This is a genomic window from Photobacterium satsumensis (assembly GCF_050336935.1).
Taxonomy (GTDB): Bacteria; Pseudomonadota; Gammaproteobacteria; order Enterobacterales; family Vibrionaceae; genus Photobacterium; species Photobacterium satsumensis.
The window spans coordinates 456275-472244 of record NZ_JAKJSK010000007.1 but is presented as its reverse complement, the minus strand read 5'-3'; the positions used below and the strand labels follow the sequence as shown (position 1 = coordinate 472244).

The 15970-nt window shown below is 43.9% G+C and carries 16 protein-coding genes; 8 read left to right on the top strand and 8 right to left on the bottom strand.

From position 1 onward, the window contains the following. Nucleotides 1-37: 37 nt before the first annotated feature. The gene (locus L4D79_RS13790; protein ID WP_428652133.1) at nt 38-622 is read left to right on the top strand and encodes a Crp/Fnr family transcriptional regulator; all 585 of its coding nucleotides are present in this window, start codon (nt 38-40) and stop codon (nt 620-622) included. Between the two features lie 42 nt (nt 623-664). Here the strand turns inward: L4D79_RS13790 and L4D79_RS13785 are convergent, their stop codons facing one another. Beyond that, the gene (locus tag L4D79_RS13785) at nt 665-1558 is read right to left on the bottom strand and encodes a LysR family transcriptional regulator (protein ID WP_428652132.1); all 894 of its coding nucleotides are present in this window, start codon (nt 1556-1558) and stop codon (nt 665-667) included. Nucleotides 1559-1728: 170 nt separating this feature from the next. Here L4D79_RS13785 and L4D79_RS13780 point away from each other — a divergent pair, with 170 nt between their 5' ends. Next, on the top strand, nt 1729-2133 hold the full coding sequence (locus tag L4D79_RS13780; RefSeq protein WP_428652131.1) for a nuclear transport factor 2 family protein: 405 nt from the start codon (nt 1729-1731) through the stop codon (nt 2131-2133). Nucleotides 2134-2246: 113 nt separating this feature from the next. Here the strand turns inward: L4D79_RS13780 and L4D79_RS13775 are convergent, their stop codons facing one another. Beyond that, nucleotides 2247-2552, bottom strand: a complete 306-nt coding sequence (locus L4D79_RS13775; protein WP_428652130.1) for an antibiotic biosynthesis monooxygenase family protein — start codon at nt 2550-2552, stop codon at nt 2247-2249. A gap of 229 nt (nt 2553-2781) precedes the next feature. Between L4D79_RS13775 and L4D79_RS13770 the strand changes: the two genes are divergently transcribed. The 3 genes from L4D79_RS13770 to L4D79_RS13760 all read left to right on the top strand — a co-directional run bounded on the left by L4D79_RS13770 (nt 2782) and on the right by L4D79_RS13760 (nt 5959). Then, on the top strand, nt 2782-3594 hold the full coding sequence (locus L4D79_RS13770) for an AraC family transcriptional regulator (protein WP_428652129.1): 813 nt from the start codon (nt 2782-2784) through the stop codon (nt 3592-3594). Between the two features lie 144 nt (nt 3595-3738). Then, the gene (locus L4D79_RS13765; RefSeq protein WP_428652128.1) at nt 3739-4662 is read left to right on the top strand and encodes a LysR family transcriptional regulator; all 924 of its coding nucleotides are present in this window, start codon (nt 3739-3741) and stop codon (nt 4660-4662) included. Between the two features lie 232 nt (nt 4663-4894). Further along, the gene (locus L4D79_RS13760; RefSeq protein ID WP_428652127.1) at nt 4895-5959 is read left to right on the top strand and encodes an alanine/ornithine racemase family PLP-dependent enzyme; all 1065 of its coding nucleotides are present in this window, start codon (nt 4895-4897) and stop codon (nt 5957-5959) included. A 311-nt stretch (nt 5960-6270) separates the two neighbouring features. On the opposite strand, the gene L4D79_RS13755 is transcribed toward L4D79_RS13760, so the two are convergent. Both L4D79_RS13755 and iadA read right to left on the bottom strand, forming a co-directional pair. Continuing rightward, nucleotides 6271-7716, bottom strand: coding sequence for a YfcC family protein (locus L4D79_RS13755; RefSeq protein ID WP_428652126.1), 1446 nt, complete (start codon nt 7714-7716; stop codon nt 6271-6273). Between the two features lie 100 nt (nt 7717-7816). Then, complete coding sequence (gene iadA / locus L4D79_RS13750) at nt 7817-8953, bottom strand: beta-aspartyl-peptidase (protein ID WP_428652125.1); 1137 nt, start codon at nt 8951-8953, stop codon at nt 7817-7819. Between the two features lie 472 nt (nt 8954-9425). Between iadA and L4D79_RS13745 the strand changes: the two genes are divergently transcribed. Then, nucleotides 9426-10733: a YjiH family protein gene (locus tag L4D79_RS13745; RefSeq protein WP_428652124.1), complete on the top strand. Its 1308-nt coding sequence runs from the start codon at nt 9426-9428 to the stop codon at nt 10731-10733. A 75-nt stretch (nt 10734-10808) separates the two neighbouring features. Here the strand turns inward: L4D79_RS13745 and L4D79_RS13740 are convergent, their stop codons facing one another. The 3 genes from L4D79_RS13740 to L4D79_RS13730 all read right to left on the bottom strand — a co-directional run bounded on the left by L4D79_RS13740 (nt 10809) and on the right by L4D79_RS13730 (nt 12383). Then, a complete protein-coding gene (locus L4D79_RS13740; RefSeq protein ID WP_428652123.1) occupies nt 10809-11513 on the bottom strand; it encodes an SDR family NAD(P)-dependent oxidoreductase in 705 nt (234 codons plus the stop codon). Nucleotides 11514-11693: 180 nt separating this feature from the next. After that, on the bottom strand, nt 11694-12068 hold the full coding sequence (locus L4D79_RS13735; protein ID WP_428652122.1) for a hypothetical protein: 375 nt from the start codon (nt 12066-12068) through the stop codon (nt 11694-11696). 12 nt (nt 12069-12080) lie between these two features. Then, nucleotides 12081-12383, bottom strand: a complete 303-nt coding sequence (locus L4D79_RS13730; protein WP_428652121.1) for a monooxygenase — start codon at nt 12381-12383, stop codon at nt 12081-12083. Nucleotides 12384-12510: 127 nt separating this feature from the next. On the opposite strand from L4D79_RS13730, the gene L4D79_RS13725 reads away from it, so the two are divergent. After that, nucleotides 12511-13398: a LysR family transcriptional regulator gene (locus L4D79_RS13725; RefSeq protein ID WP_428652120.1), complete on the top strand. Its 888-nt coding sequence runs from the start codon at nt 12511-12513 to the stop codon at nt 13396-13398. A gap of 46 nt (nt 13399-13444) precedes the next feature. Here L4D79_RS13725 and L4D79_RS13720 read toward each other — a convergent pair whose 3' ends face one another. Then, complete coding sequence (locus L4D79_RS13720) at nt 13445-14320, bottom strand: LysR family transcriptional regulator (protein WP_428652119.1); 876 nt, start codon at nt 14318-14320, stop codon at nt 13445-13447. 84 nt (nt 14321-14404) lie between these two features. On the opposite strand from L4D79_RS13720, the gene L4D79_RS13715 reads away from it, so the two are divergent. Further along, complete coding sequence (locus L4D79_RS13715; protein ID WP_428652118.1) at nt 14405-15727, top strand: amidohydrolase; 1323 nt, start codon at nt 14405-14407, stop codon at nt 15725-15727. Nucleotides 15728-15970: the final 243 nt, after the last annotated feature.

The window sequence follows — 15970 nt, the reverse complement described above, 5'->3', positions numbered from 1 at the left end:
AAGAATAATAATTAGAAACATTTTTATTGGGTATTATATGCATCCTCTACCATCATCACTCGATTCTTACAAAAAGCATCTGCATTTTAATAAAACAGAGTTTATCTACGATAATGGAGAAGTCCCTTCTGGTTTCTACTATATTAACTCCGGGTTAGTCACACTAAAATGCGTCTCTGAATCAGGTAAAGATAGCATTCTACGCCTATACCAAGAAGGCGAATTCTTCGGCTTTCGCTCGATGATCTCAAACGAGAAATACTATGCATCAGCACGTGCACTTATTGACTGCGATCTGACGTTTATTCGCATTCCATCTTTAGAGCTTCTGAACCAGATTTCTCCAGAAACCAGCTCACGGCTATTCGCTCAACTGGCAAAGGAGTTACGCCAAGCCGAACAGAGAATGGCGAAGATTGCCACCAGCAAAGTGAAAGAGCGTGTGCTTGATTCTATCTATCACCTAATCAACACCTACCCTGACTATCCGTGGACAAGACGTGAGATTGGTGAATATTGCGGCAGTGAAACTGAAACAATTATTCGCGTTTGCCGACAGCTAAAATCAGAAGGGCACATCAATATTTCCAACCGTAAAATCACCCTACCGCTCCCCTCTTAGTTGATCGGTCCCTGTCACCACGGCCTGCCATGCCTGTGTTTTCTAAGGATACTTATTAGCTAAGCGCTCCTGTATGAAATCAATGAAGCACCTTACTTTCAGGGGGGTATAGCGATTTTGTGGGTAAATGGCATTAATAGGGATCTTATCAGACTGGTATTCGTTAAGCACCTGTACCAAACGCCCTTCCTTAAGGTGCTCCTCCACCATCCAGATAGGAAGTTGGGTTATACCTAACCCGCCAAGAGCTATCTCTAGATTGGTTTCACCACTGTTGCTGCGAAAGGGACCAGATACAGGTATCGACACATCATCCCCACCATGACTAAAGTGCCAATTATTCAGAGTCCGCTTCAACGTATAAACGATACAGTGATGCTGTTTCAGCTCCACAGGAGTCTTAGGTTTACCATACAGGGTGATATACTCTGGTGACGCGACCAATAGCTGCGGGTTTTCAAATAGTGGCCTTGCGACTAATGAAGAGTCTTCTAGCTTTCGGGCACGTATAGCGATATCTATTCCTTCGGACACTAAATCCACATGGCGCTCTTCAAGTGACATATCTATCTGAATATCTGGATACTCTCGAATGAATTCAACAATTAGCGGCGCCAATAACAAGCGGCCCAATGGGGCTGGGGCAGCTACGCGTAATATTCCTTTAGGAGATGTCACCTGAGAACGTACCTTCGCCTCAACTTCATCCATTTCAGATAACAGTACAGTGCAATACTCATAATATTCAGCCCCGGCTTGAGTCAGTGAAAGATCCCGGCTAGTCCGGGTGATCAGCTTTACACCCAACTTTGTTTCTAGTGCAGCCACTTTCTTGCTCACCGTCGCTTGGGAACTGCTTTGTTCTCTCGCTGCGGCGGAAAAACTGCCGGTTTGAATGACGCGTACAAAAGTACGCATTGCACTAAGTTGATCCATATAATTATTCGAAATTGGAATAGATACTATGCATTTTACCCCAGTTCTGGTCGTTTTCAATTATAGGTAATATCCCTCGTGTCAACGAATCAGTCATCGATTGCACACACGTACAAGCAATTATCCATGACGTGAAATGTATTATAAGTTTATCAGCATTGAGGTAGCCCATGACCAAATCAACACACACCAAAGCAGCAGTCCGTGCTGCAATGGATCACTTAATCGACCGTGCAACCCACTTTGATATCGAGGCTTTAGAAACCATCTACCATGAGGATTTCCATACTACACTCGTCATGCCCGATAGCACCGTCATGACCTATAACAAAACAGAATTTAAGGCACATTTTGCCAAACAGGCAGAAGATGGCAGTGCCCAACTTAATACATGGGCTGACTGGCACGATTTTCATATCTTGGGTGATTCTGCAGTGTGTGTACTGAGCCGTATCCACAGTGGAATGAATGGCGAAGAGATGAAACTTCTTTGCAATATAGAGCTTCGATTTGAAGATGGGCGCTGGCAAGTCATTCGCGAACAGATTTTCCTTCGCCCTCTTTCAGAAGGCTAGTTTTTTTAAAAGAGTGCCAGATGCATGATCTGGCACTCTTTGTTCGCTACTACTGGCGCTAAAAACTCATTGATACCAAGTGTCGTTCCCTTGCCTTGTTTATATAAGCATCCCTAGGCATGAAAATCATAATCGCGCACAACACTGGCAACACGGATCCTGAACTTGTCAAAAAACGCTTCCTTACCTTGGCGTTGCGCTTCTTTGTGTTCAGCAAGGTTACGCCAGCATGCTACCGCCTCTTCATCACGCCAGAATGATAATGAGAGTATCTTGGATTCATCACTGAGGCTTTTGAACCGTTCGACAGATATAAACCCATCGATTTGCTCTAGCATCGGCTTGATTGAAGCGGCGATGTCGATATAGTCGTCCTTTTTGTCCTCAAATACATGGACTTCAAAAATTACAGCGATCATTATTTGTGTTCTCTGTTGGGAAATAAATATGTCTTTCTTGTGGAATCATATCCGAAGGTAACATAAACCCTAAAACGCTCTTCAGCGTCATTCCGTTTCAAGTAAGGTTTTATGATGAAATGTATAAGCAATGGTGGGAGCGTGATAGTGCGTTCCGTGCCAAAATATGTTGCTGAACGGACAGACAAGAAAAACAGTGATTGTCATCACTCAAAGTATGGGTATAGGAATGAAAGAAGAATTTCTGGGAGTTGATAACGTATCGCCAGAAGAGCATGAGCGAAGAGAAGCGTTTATCAAAGCCTTCAATAAAAATGTTGTTGCCCTTATGTGGAATTACTCCAACAACTATTTATTGGATTGGCATAAACATGATTATGTCCAACTCCTCTACCCTTCAACTGGGGTGATCACAGTGAGAACGGAAGATACCGTCACAGTACTCACACCACGGCAGGCTCTTCTTATTCCTGCTGGCGTCTCACACAAGGTGAAGATGAATGGCAAGGTAGAAATGCGCAGCCTCTTTATGCGCAATAAAAACATCAGTTCACTTAGCCTTGTCACGGTAGCCCCCATGCTCAGAGAAATGCTGAGACATGCGGTCAGCATTAACCAAAACTACTGCGAAGGCAGCGCTGAAGAAAGGCTGATGGAAGTGTTGCTTGATCAAATCAATATAGTCCACGGCTTACAAGTTACACTACCTCGACCAAGCGATGCAGGTATCCGGTGGATTGAAAAAGAGCTACTGGCCAACCCGCAAAATGATAAGACATTCGAGGAATGGGCGGAATTTCTCTGTACCAGTAGTAGAACCCTGAGAAGACGCTTTCATCAAGATATCAACCAGCCATTTAGGTATTGGCGAACCCAGATACGCCTCTCTGTCGCTTTGGAAAAGTTAGCGACTGGCCTGTCCGTTAGCCAAACCGCACTGGATGTCGGCTTTTCAAGTGAAAGTGCTTTCATTGCCACATTCCGAAAAGAGTTTGGTACTACCCCAAAACGCTACTCTAGCGATGTAAACTCGAAGCAATAATTCTACAGGCTTAGTTTGTTTATCAATATGTAAATAATGATTTGCGATACCTCTCAGAAATAAGATAAAGGATAAAGTAGCATTAAAAGACATATCATCAGGTATCGATAAGACACCTGGAAAGAATTAGAACCGAGAAGCAAAATGCAAAAAGTGAATGACTTTGATCTCAAGTTACTCCACCTATTTATTACCATTGTCGAATCAGGAGGCTTTTCTGCAGCCCAGTTTAAGCTGAACATGCACCAGTCCACCATCAGTACCCGTATGAATGACCTAGAAACACGAATGGGTATGACTCTGTGCCGCCGTGGCAGAAGAGGGTTTCAGCTGACAAGTGATGGACAGAAGGTCTACCAATACAGTAAAGAGTTATTTCAGGATATCACCCGATTTGAATACCGGCTCGATGGCATCCGCAATGTTTCTCATGGCCATATTTACCTAGCCCTCACCGACAACTTGGCAACCAACCCGCAGTGTAAAATTCAGAAAGCTATCCGATACTTTTGCAAAGACTATCCCAAGGTCACCATCGATACCGATATCCGAGACTCATACCAAATCGAAATGATGCTGCTGGAAGGCAAAGTTGAACTAGGGGTCACCTCCTCGGAAACGCAAAAAGATGGTCTGAGCTATACTTTTTTATTCAATGAAAAACAATGTCTTTACTGCTCGGCAGAGCATCCTATCCTCACCCTTTCAAGGGAAGTTCAAATCGAGGATTTACTCAAATACCCGATTGTCGAGCGCGGTTTAGCGCATAAAATCACCCCGCTCAGCGAAGCTAAGGATTTAAGGCACCTCGCAAGCAGTACCAATATGGAGGCAACTGCACACCTGATCTTGTCAGGAAACTTTGTCGGCTATCTACCCGATCACTATGCCAATATTTGGGAGCAGCGCGGTGAAATGGTCAAAGTCAACGCACCTTCGCTCGAATACCTTGCGGACTTCCACCTGACCACTTTAGATTCAAAAGAGCAGTCTCTAGCTGCCACCCAGTTAATAAATGCTATTATCAGCGCTCACGGCAATCAAGATAAAGACTTACACACTGCATAAGGTCTTCTCATCCATTTATGAACGACGGGATTATATCTATTATCCCGTCAATTTTATTTCATTATTTTCAATACATCGAATTCACGCAAAGTAACCATCTTAAGCTCACTATTTAATATCTTGGTGAAAAAGCGCTAAATATTTACAGACAAAAATAAAGCCAATCGAATAAGCAATTAACTATCAAACCTACTCACTATCTCGTTAGGTTGGCTGAATAAAAGGTAAATCTATGAGCGTTTATCCATGTATTAATATTCGATTAGACACGATCACCCAAAATACGAAAAATATGGTAGCAACCTGCACAAGCCATGGTATTACCCCCGCCGGCGTGACCAAACTCGCCTGTGCCTATCCGCAAGTCGGACAGGCCATTATCAATGGCGGTATTCACCTACTGGCTGATTCACGTATTGCCAACCTAAAAAAACTGAATCACCTCAATGCACAAAAAATGTTGCTGAGATTACCCGCGATCAGTGAAGCGGCTGACGTTGTCCGCTATGCAGATATTTCCTTAAATTCTGAGCTGGCAACCTTACACGCGCTATCAGCAGAAGCCGTCGAACAGCATCGTCTGCACCAAGTCATTCTTATGCATGACTTGGGCGATCTCCGTGAAGGGGCATTCTTTGAAGAAGAAACGTTGGCACTTGCTCGCCACGCCATGACCTTGCCTGGCATTAAGCTGGTTGGCCTTGGCACTAACCTCGCCTGCTATGGTGGTGTCGAACCTAGTACCGAAAACCAGAGTAGCCTTCTCACTCTTGCAAAAAAAATAGAAGCCGAAAACCAAATTAAGCTGAAATACGTTACTGGAGCTAGCTCTGCCGGGCTAAATATCATGCAGCGTGGAGAAATCCCTAAAGGTATCAATCAACTAAGGTTAGGGGCATCATTGCTTATGGGGATCGGGCTTAATGATGAACCGATACCCAATACCTGCCAGAACACCTTCGATCTTTCAACAGAGATCATCGAAATAAAAGTTAAGCCATCAGTACCATCCCACTCCACGGCATTGGATGCCTTTGGCAATAAACCTCATTTTATTGACCGCGGACTGCGTAAACGCGCCATCTGTGCTATCGGCAAACAAGATGTCGATATCAATCAAATCACCCCTCTAGACAATAACATCCTTGTCATTGGCGGAAGTAGTGACCATCTGATCCTGGATATCAATGACAGTGACAATAACTACCAAGTTGGCAGTTTAGTGACATTCAACCTTTCATACAGTGGTGTCTTGCAGTGCATGACCTCCGAATACGTTAACAAACGTTTTATCTAGTTTCGTCTAACCACAGCGGGCAACATAAGCCCGCTTTGAACTCGCAGCTCAAATTTACAACTATTGCTTTTCATCTTTCCATCTCCCTATTCACTTCATTATCCACCACATGAAGCCTATATTTCTCCAGTAGGAAAAAATCAACTTCGTGAATATTTTCAATCGTACGACTCTTTATACCAATATGGATAAGTAGTTGATCAAATATTTATGCAGGTTGGTATTACTATTCATGAAAATAATGCAGGTAAAAGAAAAGCCACCAGCAATAATAATTACTGGTGGCTTATAAAAATCCAATAGCTGATTAATTACATCATTGCGCCAATACTGAGAGTGGCCATAATTAAAACGGTCAGCATACCAATCAATGGCGCAACCCATTTTAACCAACGTACATATGGTACGCGCGCTATTGCCAGCCCTCCCATCAGTACGGCTGACGTTGGTGTCACCATATTCACAAGACCGGAAGCGGATTGATAAGCAGTTACGACCAAATCACGACCTACACCAGCAAAATCAGCAAGCGGAGCCATAATCGGCATGGTTAATACCGCAAGGCCAGAAGATGAAGGAACAACAAACGAAAGTAGAACCTCCAGCCAATACATTACGTTGATGAATACAATAGAAGACAGGCCGGTAACTGCGTGTTCAGCATAGTTCAGTACGGTATCAGTGATCATACCGCGGTCCATGATAACCACTATACCTCGTGCAATACCGATGATAAGCGCAACCCCAAGCAGATCACGAGCACCATTGATGAAGCTTGATGTTAGCTCCTCTTCGCTCATACGAGCGACTAAGCCAATGATGATGGTAGCAGCCAGGAACATGGCTGATATTTCGGCCATCCACCAACCCGCCATAGCCACGCCGTAGATCATAATTCCAAACGACGCGGCAAAAAGAGCCAGAATAATTTTGCGCGTAGTCGTAAATTCCATCAGCTCATCAGACTGATTACCCAGGAAGAAGGCTTTATTCTCTTCGTACTTGTCATACACGATAGACTTGGTCTTGTCTTCACGAACCATTTTGGCATAGCGCATAACATAACCAACGCAAATCACCCAGCCAATTAGCAAGATAGCAAAGCGCGGTTCGATTCCGTCTGTAAATGGGATGCTCGCAGCATTGGAGGCAATAACGGTGGCAAATGGATTGATAGTGGAGCCAAGGCTGCCAATTCCCGCCCCTAACTGAACGGTTGCCGCCGCGACTAGAGGGTCAAAGCGGGCCAGCATCATAACAGGAACCAATAACGTGTAAAATGGAATTGTCTCTTCAGCCATACCATAAATCGTCCCCCCTGCGGCGAACATCGCCATCAATATGGGGATCATCAACTCTTCCCGACCTTTAAAACGTGCGGTTACACGGGCTATACCAGCATCAATAGCCCCCGTTTTAGTTACCAAGCCAAGAAACCCACCGATGACGAGAATAAATAAAGCAACGTCAATAGCTGCAGCTTCATAACTGTTGTGATCGTAAAAGCCATCAATGGGTGCCAGCAGAACATCCACTACACCCTGCGGGTTATTATCAATAGGTTGGTAGGTACCGCTTACTGGTACTTCCCTACCTAGGTCTTCATTCATTACGCGTTCATACTGACCAGCAGGAATAAGCCAAGTTAGCAGCGCTACAAACGCAATAAGGGCAAAAAGTATTGTGTAAGCTGAAGGAAATTTAAAATTAGCAAAAAAGCCAGTCTTCTCTTCTTTAGTCGCGGTTTGGGTCGTCATTATTGTCTCCTTGTCTTACTACTGTCGCCAGTAGAAAACGATCGCTCTATATACCAAACACTGAATAGGAATTGTTATTGGAAAATTAGAAATCTAAAAATTATTCGAAGTTTTCTTTTATTAATACGTCACCGCCCAAAATCATCACTTTTCCTTTGGCAATAACGGAATGGATAGTAAAGTCATCATTAAAAATGCAGACATCAGCATCATGTCCCGTTTCGATCCGACCTTTATTTATACCTAACGTGTCGGCAACGTTTGCTGTCATCATGGCAATAGCCTGCTCTGGCTCAATGCCGACATTGATTAATTTCGGCAAAAACTCCAGGTTGCTATCACAACTTGCCGCGACAATACCGGTAAGCTCCCCTTGTTCATTAAATTCTGGCAGGCTTCCGTTACCATCTGAACTGGTGGTAATACGATCCGCAGCAACACCCGATTCAAGTGCATGCTTTATCATCTGATCTTGAGGAGCGTAGTTACCGGGAGCGGAAGTAATATCGATTTTTCCACCTTTCAACGCAAAGCTAATCGCTTCATCAAATAAACCTGCATTGCGCTCGAGGTGTGTTGGCGAAAAGTGTTGAATCGGAATGCCCATGTCTAGCAGTTCATCTATCTTATCAAATGCATTGGGTAGATCTCCCATGTGAATATGAAGGACACCGCGTTTTCCCGATAACAGCCCCGCGACTCTGATATCAGAGGTAATACGTGCTAACTCCTGTGTAGTAGGGAAAGAACAGCGATGATCAGCCAAGGCGACCTTTACGCCCAGAACCGAGGGGATGAAAGCAATATCATCCCGGATCGACCCGGTGATGGTTTTGGTTGGCACTTCATAAGAGCCTGTGTACATGTAAGCGCTCATGCCACTTTCAGTTAATGCGGCGGCTTTGGCATACAAGTCTCGGGGAGAACGTGAAATACCATCAGTTCCGAGCACACCTACAACCGTGGTGGTTCCAGCTTGTAACAGTTTTTTTAAGGTCACCTGAGGTACTCGACTGGCAAAACCGGACTCTCCTCCTCCACCGATGAGATGTACATGCTGATCAATCAATCCTGGTGTGACAAGTTTCCCACGACAATCAATGGTAGATACGCTCGGTAGCCCCGCCACATTTAAATCAGGATCAATGGCGAGTATTTTTCCTTGTCCGATTAAAATGTCCGTTTTACCGACTTTTTGGGGATTATATAAATTTGTATTTTTCAGTAGGGTAAACATGATTCCTCTGTCCTTTGGGAGCTGTAACTTTGATTCGCTTGTTGATTGTCAATCATTGAACGACTATTTGATAAAAAGATAAATAGCGAGGTTGGGATGGTTACTTTACATAAAATCGATGTATTCAAAGCGAAAGATAATAAGGCTTATGTATCATAACCTTAAACAACAACCATCTAGCTATACACATCAATTACACATTTAAGATGAGGGCTTGCGAGGTGCTATAGTGCAGTGAGGCCTTTTCTCGCCTCGCGTTCAAATGGTCTTTTACACTGCTTATCAAGCAAACGTAGAAACTCACACTTCTGTGAATTGTATATATCTAGCCACCTTACACATGGTTAAAAAACAGGCTAAAGATCTCATTTTGATAACCTAATTAACACACTGATCACATTTAGACCACACCTTAACTTACTGTAGCCCTCTTTTGTATATACATTATTATCAATTAAACAGGGAGAGTGCTATGAATCAAATCAGTGAGTCTACCCCCTCCGATACCAATCATTGGTTTCGGTTGTTGGGGTTAAGTGCTATTGGGATCTTTATCTTTTTTGTACCAATCACTTTTAACGATAAACAAAGTATCCCACTAGACCACATTGTTACCTACCTCAAAACAAGCCTCGGCAGTGGTGCCGCATGGTATGCCGTCGCTATGATAGTTGCAGGGGCAATCTATCCTATCGTGACGGGAAAGTGGCGGAAGAACACGACAGAAAAAGTATTTTTACTATTAAAATGGCTGGGTGTTATTGCTTCTATATTTGCTGTGACTAAATCGGGTCCGGCAATTTTGCAAGAGCCTGATATGCTGCCATTTTTATTCAACAAGCTCGTCATATCTGTCGGTTTAATTGTCCCTGTCGGTTCAGTATTTCTCGCTTTCTTAGTCAGTTATGGCTTATTAGAGACAATAGGGATTTTATTGCAGAAGCTGATGCAGCCGGTATGGAGAACACCGGGAAGAAGTGCCATCGATGCCGTTGCTTCATTTGTCGGTAGCTATTCCATTGGCCTATTAATTACTAATCGTGTGTATGTTGCCGGCCACTACAGTGCACGTGAAGCTGCGATCATCGCGACAGGTTTTTCTACCGTTTCGGCAACCTTTATGATCATCGTGGCCAAAACGTTAGATCTGATGCCAGTCTGGAACCAATACTTCTGGCTGACCCTACTGATCACTTTTATTGTCACGGCAATTACAGTTCGCCTGCCGCCTCTTTCACGCATTAATAACGAAGCCCAGCACAGGGAGCCACAGGCAATAGAAGGAAGCCGACTGAAAGTGGCGATAGAAAACGGCCTTTCAGTGGCAGAAAAAGCCCCGCCTATTGGCAAGAATATCGTTGATAATTTCAAAGATGGGTTAGTAATGACCATCAGCATCTTGCCATCAATTATGTCAGTCGGCGTGATTGGTTTATTGGCAGCGAAATATACCCCAATATTTGATTGGCTCGGGTATCTGTTCTACCCCGTCACAATGTTGTGGGGGTTAGAAGAAGGGATGCAACTTGCTAGAGCAAGCGCTGCTGGGTTAGCAGAAATGTTTTTGCCAGCCCTACTGATGAAAGATGCAGATATTGTGGCGCGCTTCTCCGCAGGTGTGGTTTGTGTGTCATCTATTCTGTTTTTCTCAGCGTCGATTCCTTGCATTCTAGCAACTAAGATCCCGCTGAGTGTGTTACAGCTTGTCCTTGTATGGTTTGTACGAACCTTCCTAAGCTTAATGCTGGCAATTCCTACCGCATTACTGCTATTTGGATAATAGGCTTACATTGAATAAGCAAGACGCATTATCAATCTGTTTATGCGTCTTGCTGTTCCACACGGTGTTTATCTACTAAATCAAACCACTATTAATCGGAATCAACGCACCAGAAAGTTGGTGCCTTGTCGGTTGGCTGATATCAATCATAATCCCCGCCATTTGAGCTGGATCGACAAAATTATCAGGATCAATATCAGGCAATGCCTTCCTATTAATTTCTGTATTTATAATTGTTGGCAGAACCGCATTGACAGAAATATTGGTGTCGATTAACTCTGCGGCAAGGCTTTCAACCAAACCGTTCAACGCCATTTTTGAAGCCATATACGGGCCGAAGCCAGCGCCAATAAATCGTGATGTATCCCTCGCAGAAGCAAATACAATACTACGGCGATTTTCACCACGCATAACCGGTACCAGCGCTTTTGATGCACTCCATGCGGTTTGGAAGTTAGCATTAAACAAACGCGCCACTTCTTCGGGCTCTACATGCTGCCAGTGGTTCCAAGAAAAAACACCTGCGCAATGGTAGTGGGCTTCAATACTACCCAGATATTCAATCGCACAATCAACCATACCTTTAGCCGATTCGGGGTTAGCCAAATCGCCAAAGACTATCTTAATGGCTCCTGGGTATTTTGCCTCTAAAGCGGATGCTCTTTGTTCATCGCCAATTCTCGCGAAGCCGACCAGTTGTGTACCTTCTGAAATCAATTGTTCAATGATCTTTGTTGCCACTTCAGAAAATGGCGCTGCAACTGTTGCTGTTTTAATCATGCTATACCTCTCTTTTTCAGCAGTATATATGATTCGTTTTTGCTAAGGCCGCAAAGCTATTTTGCTTTCTATGCTTTGGTTACTTCCGACAAACAATTGTAGCTTTATCTTTCGTCGCTGAATGGGATACTACGGCTCGCTACGTGTTTCGCTTGCCAACCTGTTTGGTAGCCCATCACCTCAGCTTTGCTTGCTGAATTGCCAATAGCTCAGTAGCGTTAACAGTGCAAAGAACGCAGGATCACTCCAACCAAGCCCAACAAATATACCTATTACCCCAGCATAACCTGTAATCAAAACACCGAGTAAGTTAGTAACTACTAAGGCTTTGAGCAATTGGCGCATCGTTTCAGGATGCTCAATCTTTCTTAAGAAGAAGCTTATTGCAGCAATACCTCCCAAAAAAATACTGGTGTGTTGAGACAGGAAATATGCGTATTGATCGTTAATTTTCACACCATACATGGGCCACATTTGACTAGGTAAAAAGAACAAAGCGAATGCAAAAGCGATATATATACCGCCATGGAGAGACAAAAACGTTCTATTTTTCATAATAGTAACTCACTATCGAATAGGCCCGTGATTAATAGATGTCAAAGGTTGGTTGACGTCAAAGATAATGCCACGTACCTCTAACACTCCCATCTTTTTTAAGCGCGCGGCATGCATCTCAAGATAACTCTGAGCACTGTGCTCATCCTCGAAAAGATAAAGACCGCCTCCTAATTTCTGTAATTCATTTTCTGTCCAAATTTTCCAAATTAGGCCAGCCTCTTGGTTGATTGATTCTGCTAACCCAACAAGGGCTTTAGACATCTCTTCCCCCATAGGACCGTGATACTCAAAATCGACTTGTAGTAGTTTCATCACATGTTCTCCATTTACGACGCTCAACGCATTTGCCGTCTGTAGGTCACATTGTTCTCTATATAAAACGGACAGAAAAGTTCATAATATTGCGGATTAATGTCTAAAAAACTGACAGGTTACTACGGTGAGATTGAAAAGCACACTAGAGCAATGGATGACCCTCCAGGAAATTGATAAAGCCGGTAGCATCCAGGCGGCGGCAACGTCACTCAATAAAAGTCACACAACGTTGATATATTCAATTAAAAAGCTTGAGGATCAACTGAGTATCAAACTCATCGAAGTGAAAGGTCGTAGAGCTACACTCACGGAGCACGGTAAGTCTCTGCTCCGCAGAGCAAATAGCATGTTGGATCAAGCCAGAGAACTAGAGGATTTGAGCAAACAAATTTCATCTGGTGTTGAGTCTGAAATCACTATTGCTATGGATCACCTTTGCGATCCTAGCCTACTGTACCAACCAATGGCGCAGTATTTGAAAAGCAACAATGCTACCTCTATTCAGGTAGTTGAAACATCATTGTCGAAGACTTCCGAAATGGTCACCAATGAGCAAGCTGATATTGCGATCATTACCTTGCCTATTACTAACTACCCGGCGCAAGTATTTTCTCTCACCGGCATGGTGCCTGTTGTCTCCATAGACCACCCACTCGCATCTCAAGCTCAAGTTTGTATGGCTGATTTTGCAACTTACTGTCAGGTCGTCATTCGCGATCTGGGTGCGACTACATTAAATAACAACGCCCAAGATGTAGGATGGCTAAAAGCGAATCAAAGGATCACAGTTGATAACTTTGACCATGCATTTCGTGCTGTAGAGCAAGGTGTAGGTTTCTGTCGTCTCCCCGAGCATGTTATTGCACAAAGAAACCTCGGCCAACTCAAAATATTAAGCGTTGAGCAAAATGATAAATACCAAGTGCCGCTGCATATTACTTTACCTAAAGGGGTCAAGACAGGACCTGCTGCCCAATGTTTTTATGAACTGCTATTAGAAAAATCGAATTGATAGCCCGTCATTAAATAACCTGAGTTAATATTGATTTAGTTTATACCTAGACAGCATTTATTAGTTTTTCTATTAAATATTGCCTTGCAGGCGTCTCTGTGACGTGCGGCATAGACCACAGGGATACCGGAATAGCCAATGTATCGCAGCTCTCTTCTATCGTAATGTGCCTTAAGAGGTTTAGTTCGACTAGCGGCTGGACGGTTCGCTGTGGAAGCATGCTCCAGCAGTCAATGCTTTGTAACATACTCATTAGCAAGTGGGTATTGGACATTTGATCAATCTGCCGGCCAACACAATATAGTTCACGTAATACTGGCTGAGTGAGATCAGTGCTGACTAATTGGCGGTAATTGACGAGATCTTTCACGGATATTGATGCTGGGATGTTGGCCGACACAGAGCAAACAGCTGACATAGGCATGTTCATAAAATGTATCGGGTAAATTGAGCTATGGCTACTGCCATCAGGAACCAAAACTAATCCGAGATCGAGGCGTTTTTCGAGCAAACCTGTTTTCACTTCACTCTTAGTACATGAATGCCAATGTACCACCGTGTGAGGGTAAGCAAGACTGAACTGCTGCACCGCATGAGAGATGATATCGGCTGGAATTAGCTCAGATAGGCCAACATTAATCTCTGTTTCAGAGTCATCGTATTGCGTGGTGGCTATGCTCGCAAATGAATTGGACTCGAGAACAAGCCGATGTGCATAAGGCAACAGATTCTGCCCTTTTTCCGTTAGCACTGGAAATTTTCCAGTGCGGTCGAATAGCTCATAACCCAAATCAATTTCAAGGTTTCGTATTATCTGACTGACCGTCGAGCGATCTTTGTTTAGCTGCCTCGCCGCTCGACTAAAATTCCCTGTTTGTGCAACGCAAACAAATGCCGCAATTTGCTGAAAGCTAAAATTCATACGTGGATTAAGTCCCCGGTTATCGATTTTATTGCCTGATAAAAATCATACATGATTATCGGAAAAAGAAACGTGGAGAAGGCAATGAAAAAAACACTACTCACTCTAGCAATCTGTTTAAGTTCAATTTCACCTTTTGCTAACGCAACTCAAGAGACCTTAATCGATACCGTTGGCGCAGATAAAGAGCGCTTGATCTCTATCTTTGAACACATTCATGCCAATCCTGAAATTGGATTTATGGAATTCGAAACGGCTAAGATTGTGGCAGATGAGCTGCAAAAACTGGGTTTCGAAGTCCATGAAGGAATCGCCCGCACAGGTGTTGCGGCCGTCCTGAAAAATGGTGAAGGGCCAACCGTCATGTTTCGTGCGGATATGGATGCATTGCCAATAAAAGAACAGACAACCCTTTCATATAAGCCAACAAAGCCATCCAAAGATCGCTTTGGAAACGATGTATGGGCTATGCATGCTTGTGGCCATGACGTACACACAACCTGGTTGATTGGAATTGCAAAACAGCTGGCCGAGCGTAAAGATGACTGGCAAGGCACCCTTGTTCTTGTCGCCCAACCTGCGGAAGAACTCATTCAAGGTGCAACGGCGATGGTGCAAGATGGCCTGTATGAACTCATTCCAAAGCCCGACATTTTGATTGCGGGCCACACCCACCCGGTTTTACCCGCCGGCTCGGCTGCCATTTCTGATGGTCGCCGTATGGCAGGCACAGATCAAATTGATGTCACGATCTACGGTGTGGGCGGACACGGTTCAACACCACATGGCGCTATTGACCCCATTGTCATGTCTTCGATGGCTGTGATGGGTTATCAAACCATCGTCTCACGTAAACTTGATCAGATTGAGCCAGCAGTACTGACGGTCGGAGCGCTCAATTCGGGTGATGAAGCCAACATCATCCCTGATTCAGCCGAGCTAAAAGTTAATTTACGTTGGTACCGTGAAGCTGAACGTACCGCGATGATCGAGGGGATCAAAGATGTGACAGATAACATTGCTAAGATGTACGGTGTCCCCGAAGATCGCATGCCTCGCTATCAGATGAATGGCTATTCGACACCGGTTATCAATCCGCTAGCGCAAACTGAACAGGCCAAGCAAGCCCTTGTTGCAGCGCTAGGTGATGACAATGTATATAACGGTTTCCCTCCCGTTATGGGGTCGGAAGATTTCCACATGCTTACTAGCCCATACCCAGAAGTCCCGGTGGTGTTTGTTGAAGTTGGAGCTGCAAGTAACGAGACATGGAGCAATTTTGTCGAAAATGGCCAGTTGCCTAAATACCTAAATCATAACCCGAACATTGTCATGGATCCTGGCTCTGTGCCTGCGGGTACGGTGGCATTAAGCTCTGTTATCCTAGAGTTCCTAAACCAAAAATAGTTCTCAAACAACAAAATAATATGGAACAACTGTTTGCAGGGACGCAAGCAGTTCCTAAAAGTGTGCTTTTGTAATTTTATCCAAGGCGTTGCCTAATAGAAATCGCTTGATGCGCAACCAGCCAGACATATCACTAAATGATTGAAATAATAAGATTGTAATTCTGGCTTTCGTTAACATTTTTCAATCAATTAATTTGACCAAGATTTGAGAGCTCTAGTACTGTTTATTTAACACATAACA

Excerpts from the sequence above, each read along its gene's own strand:
- L4D79_RS13765 (WP_428652128.1), top strand. The coding sequence starts at position 3,739 with ATGCAAAAAGTGAATGACTTTGATCTCAAGTTACTCCACCTATTTATT.
- L4D79_RS13745 (WP_428652124.1), top strand. The coding sequence starts at position 9,426 with ATGAATCAAATCAGTGAGTCTACCCCCTCCGATACCAATCATTGGTTT.
- L4D79_RS13715 (WP_428652118.1), top strand. The coding sequence starts at position 14,405 with ATGAAAAAAACACTACTCACTCTAGCAATCTGTTTAAGTTCAATTTCA.
- L4D79_RS13775 (WP_428652130.1), bottom strand. The coding sequence starts at position 2,552 with ATGATCGCTGTAATTTTTGAAGTCCATGTATTTGAGGACAAAAAGGAC.
- L4D79_RS13760 (WP_428652127.1), top strand. The coding sequence starts at position 4,895 with ATGAGCGTTTATCCATGTATTAATATTCGATTAGACACGATCACCCAA.
- L4D79_RS13790 (WP_428652133.1), top strand. The coding sequence starts at position 38 with ATGCATCCTCTACCATCATCACTCGATTCTTACAAAAAGCATCTGCAT.
- L4D79_RS13785 (WP_428652132.1), bottom strand. The coding sequence starts at position 1,558 with ATGGATCAACTTAGTGCAATGCGTACTTTTGTACGCGTCATTCAAACC.
- L4D79_RS13720 (WP_428652119.1), bottom strand. The coding sequence starts at position 14,320 with ATGAATTTTAGCTTTCAGCAAATTGCGGCATTTGTTTGCGTTGCACAA.
- L4D79_RS13740 (WP_428652123.1), bottom strand. The coding sequence starts at position 11,513 with ATGATTAAAACAGCAACAGTTGCAGCGCCATTTTCTGAAGTGGCAACA.
- L4D79_RS13755 (WP_428652126.1), bottom strand. The coding sequence starts at position 7,716 with ATGACGACCCAAACCGCGACTAAAGAAGAGAAGACTGGCTTTTTTGCT.
- iadA (WP_428652125.1), bottom strand. The coding sequence starts at position 8,953 with ATGTTTACCCTACTGAAAAATACAAATTTATATAATCCCCAAAAAGTC.
- L4D79_RS13770 (WP_428652129.1), top strand. The coding sequence starts at position 2,782 with ATGAAAGAAGAATTTCTGGGAGTTGATAACGTATCGCCAGAAGAGCAT.
- L4D79_RS13735 (WP_428652122.1), bottom strand. The coding sequence starts at position 12,068 with ATGAAAAATAGAACGTTTTTGTCTCTCCATGGCGGTATATATATCGCT.
- L4D79_RS13780 (WP_428652131.1), top strand. The coding sequence starts at position 1,729 with ATGACCAAATCAACACACACCAAAGCAGCAGTCCGTGCTGCAATGGAT.
- L4D79_RS13730 (WP_428652121.1), bottom strand. The coding sequence starts at position 12,383 with ATGAAACTACTACAAGTCGATTTTGAGTATCACGGTCCTATGGGGGAA.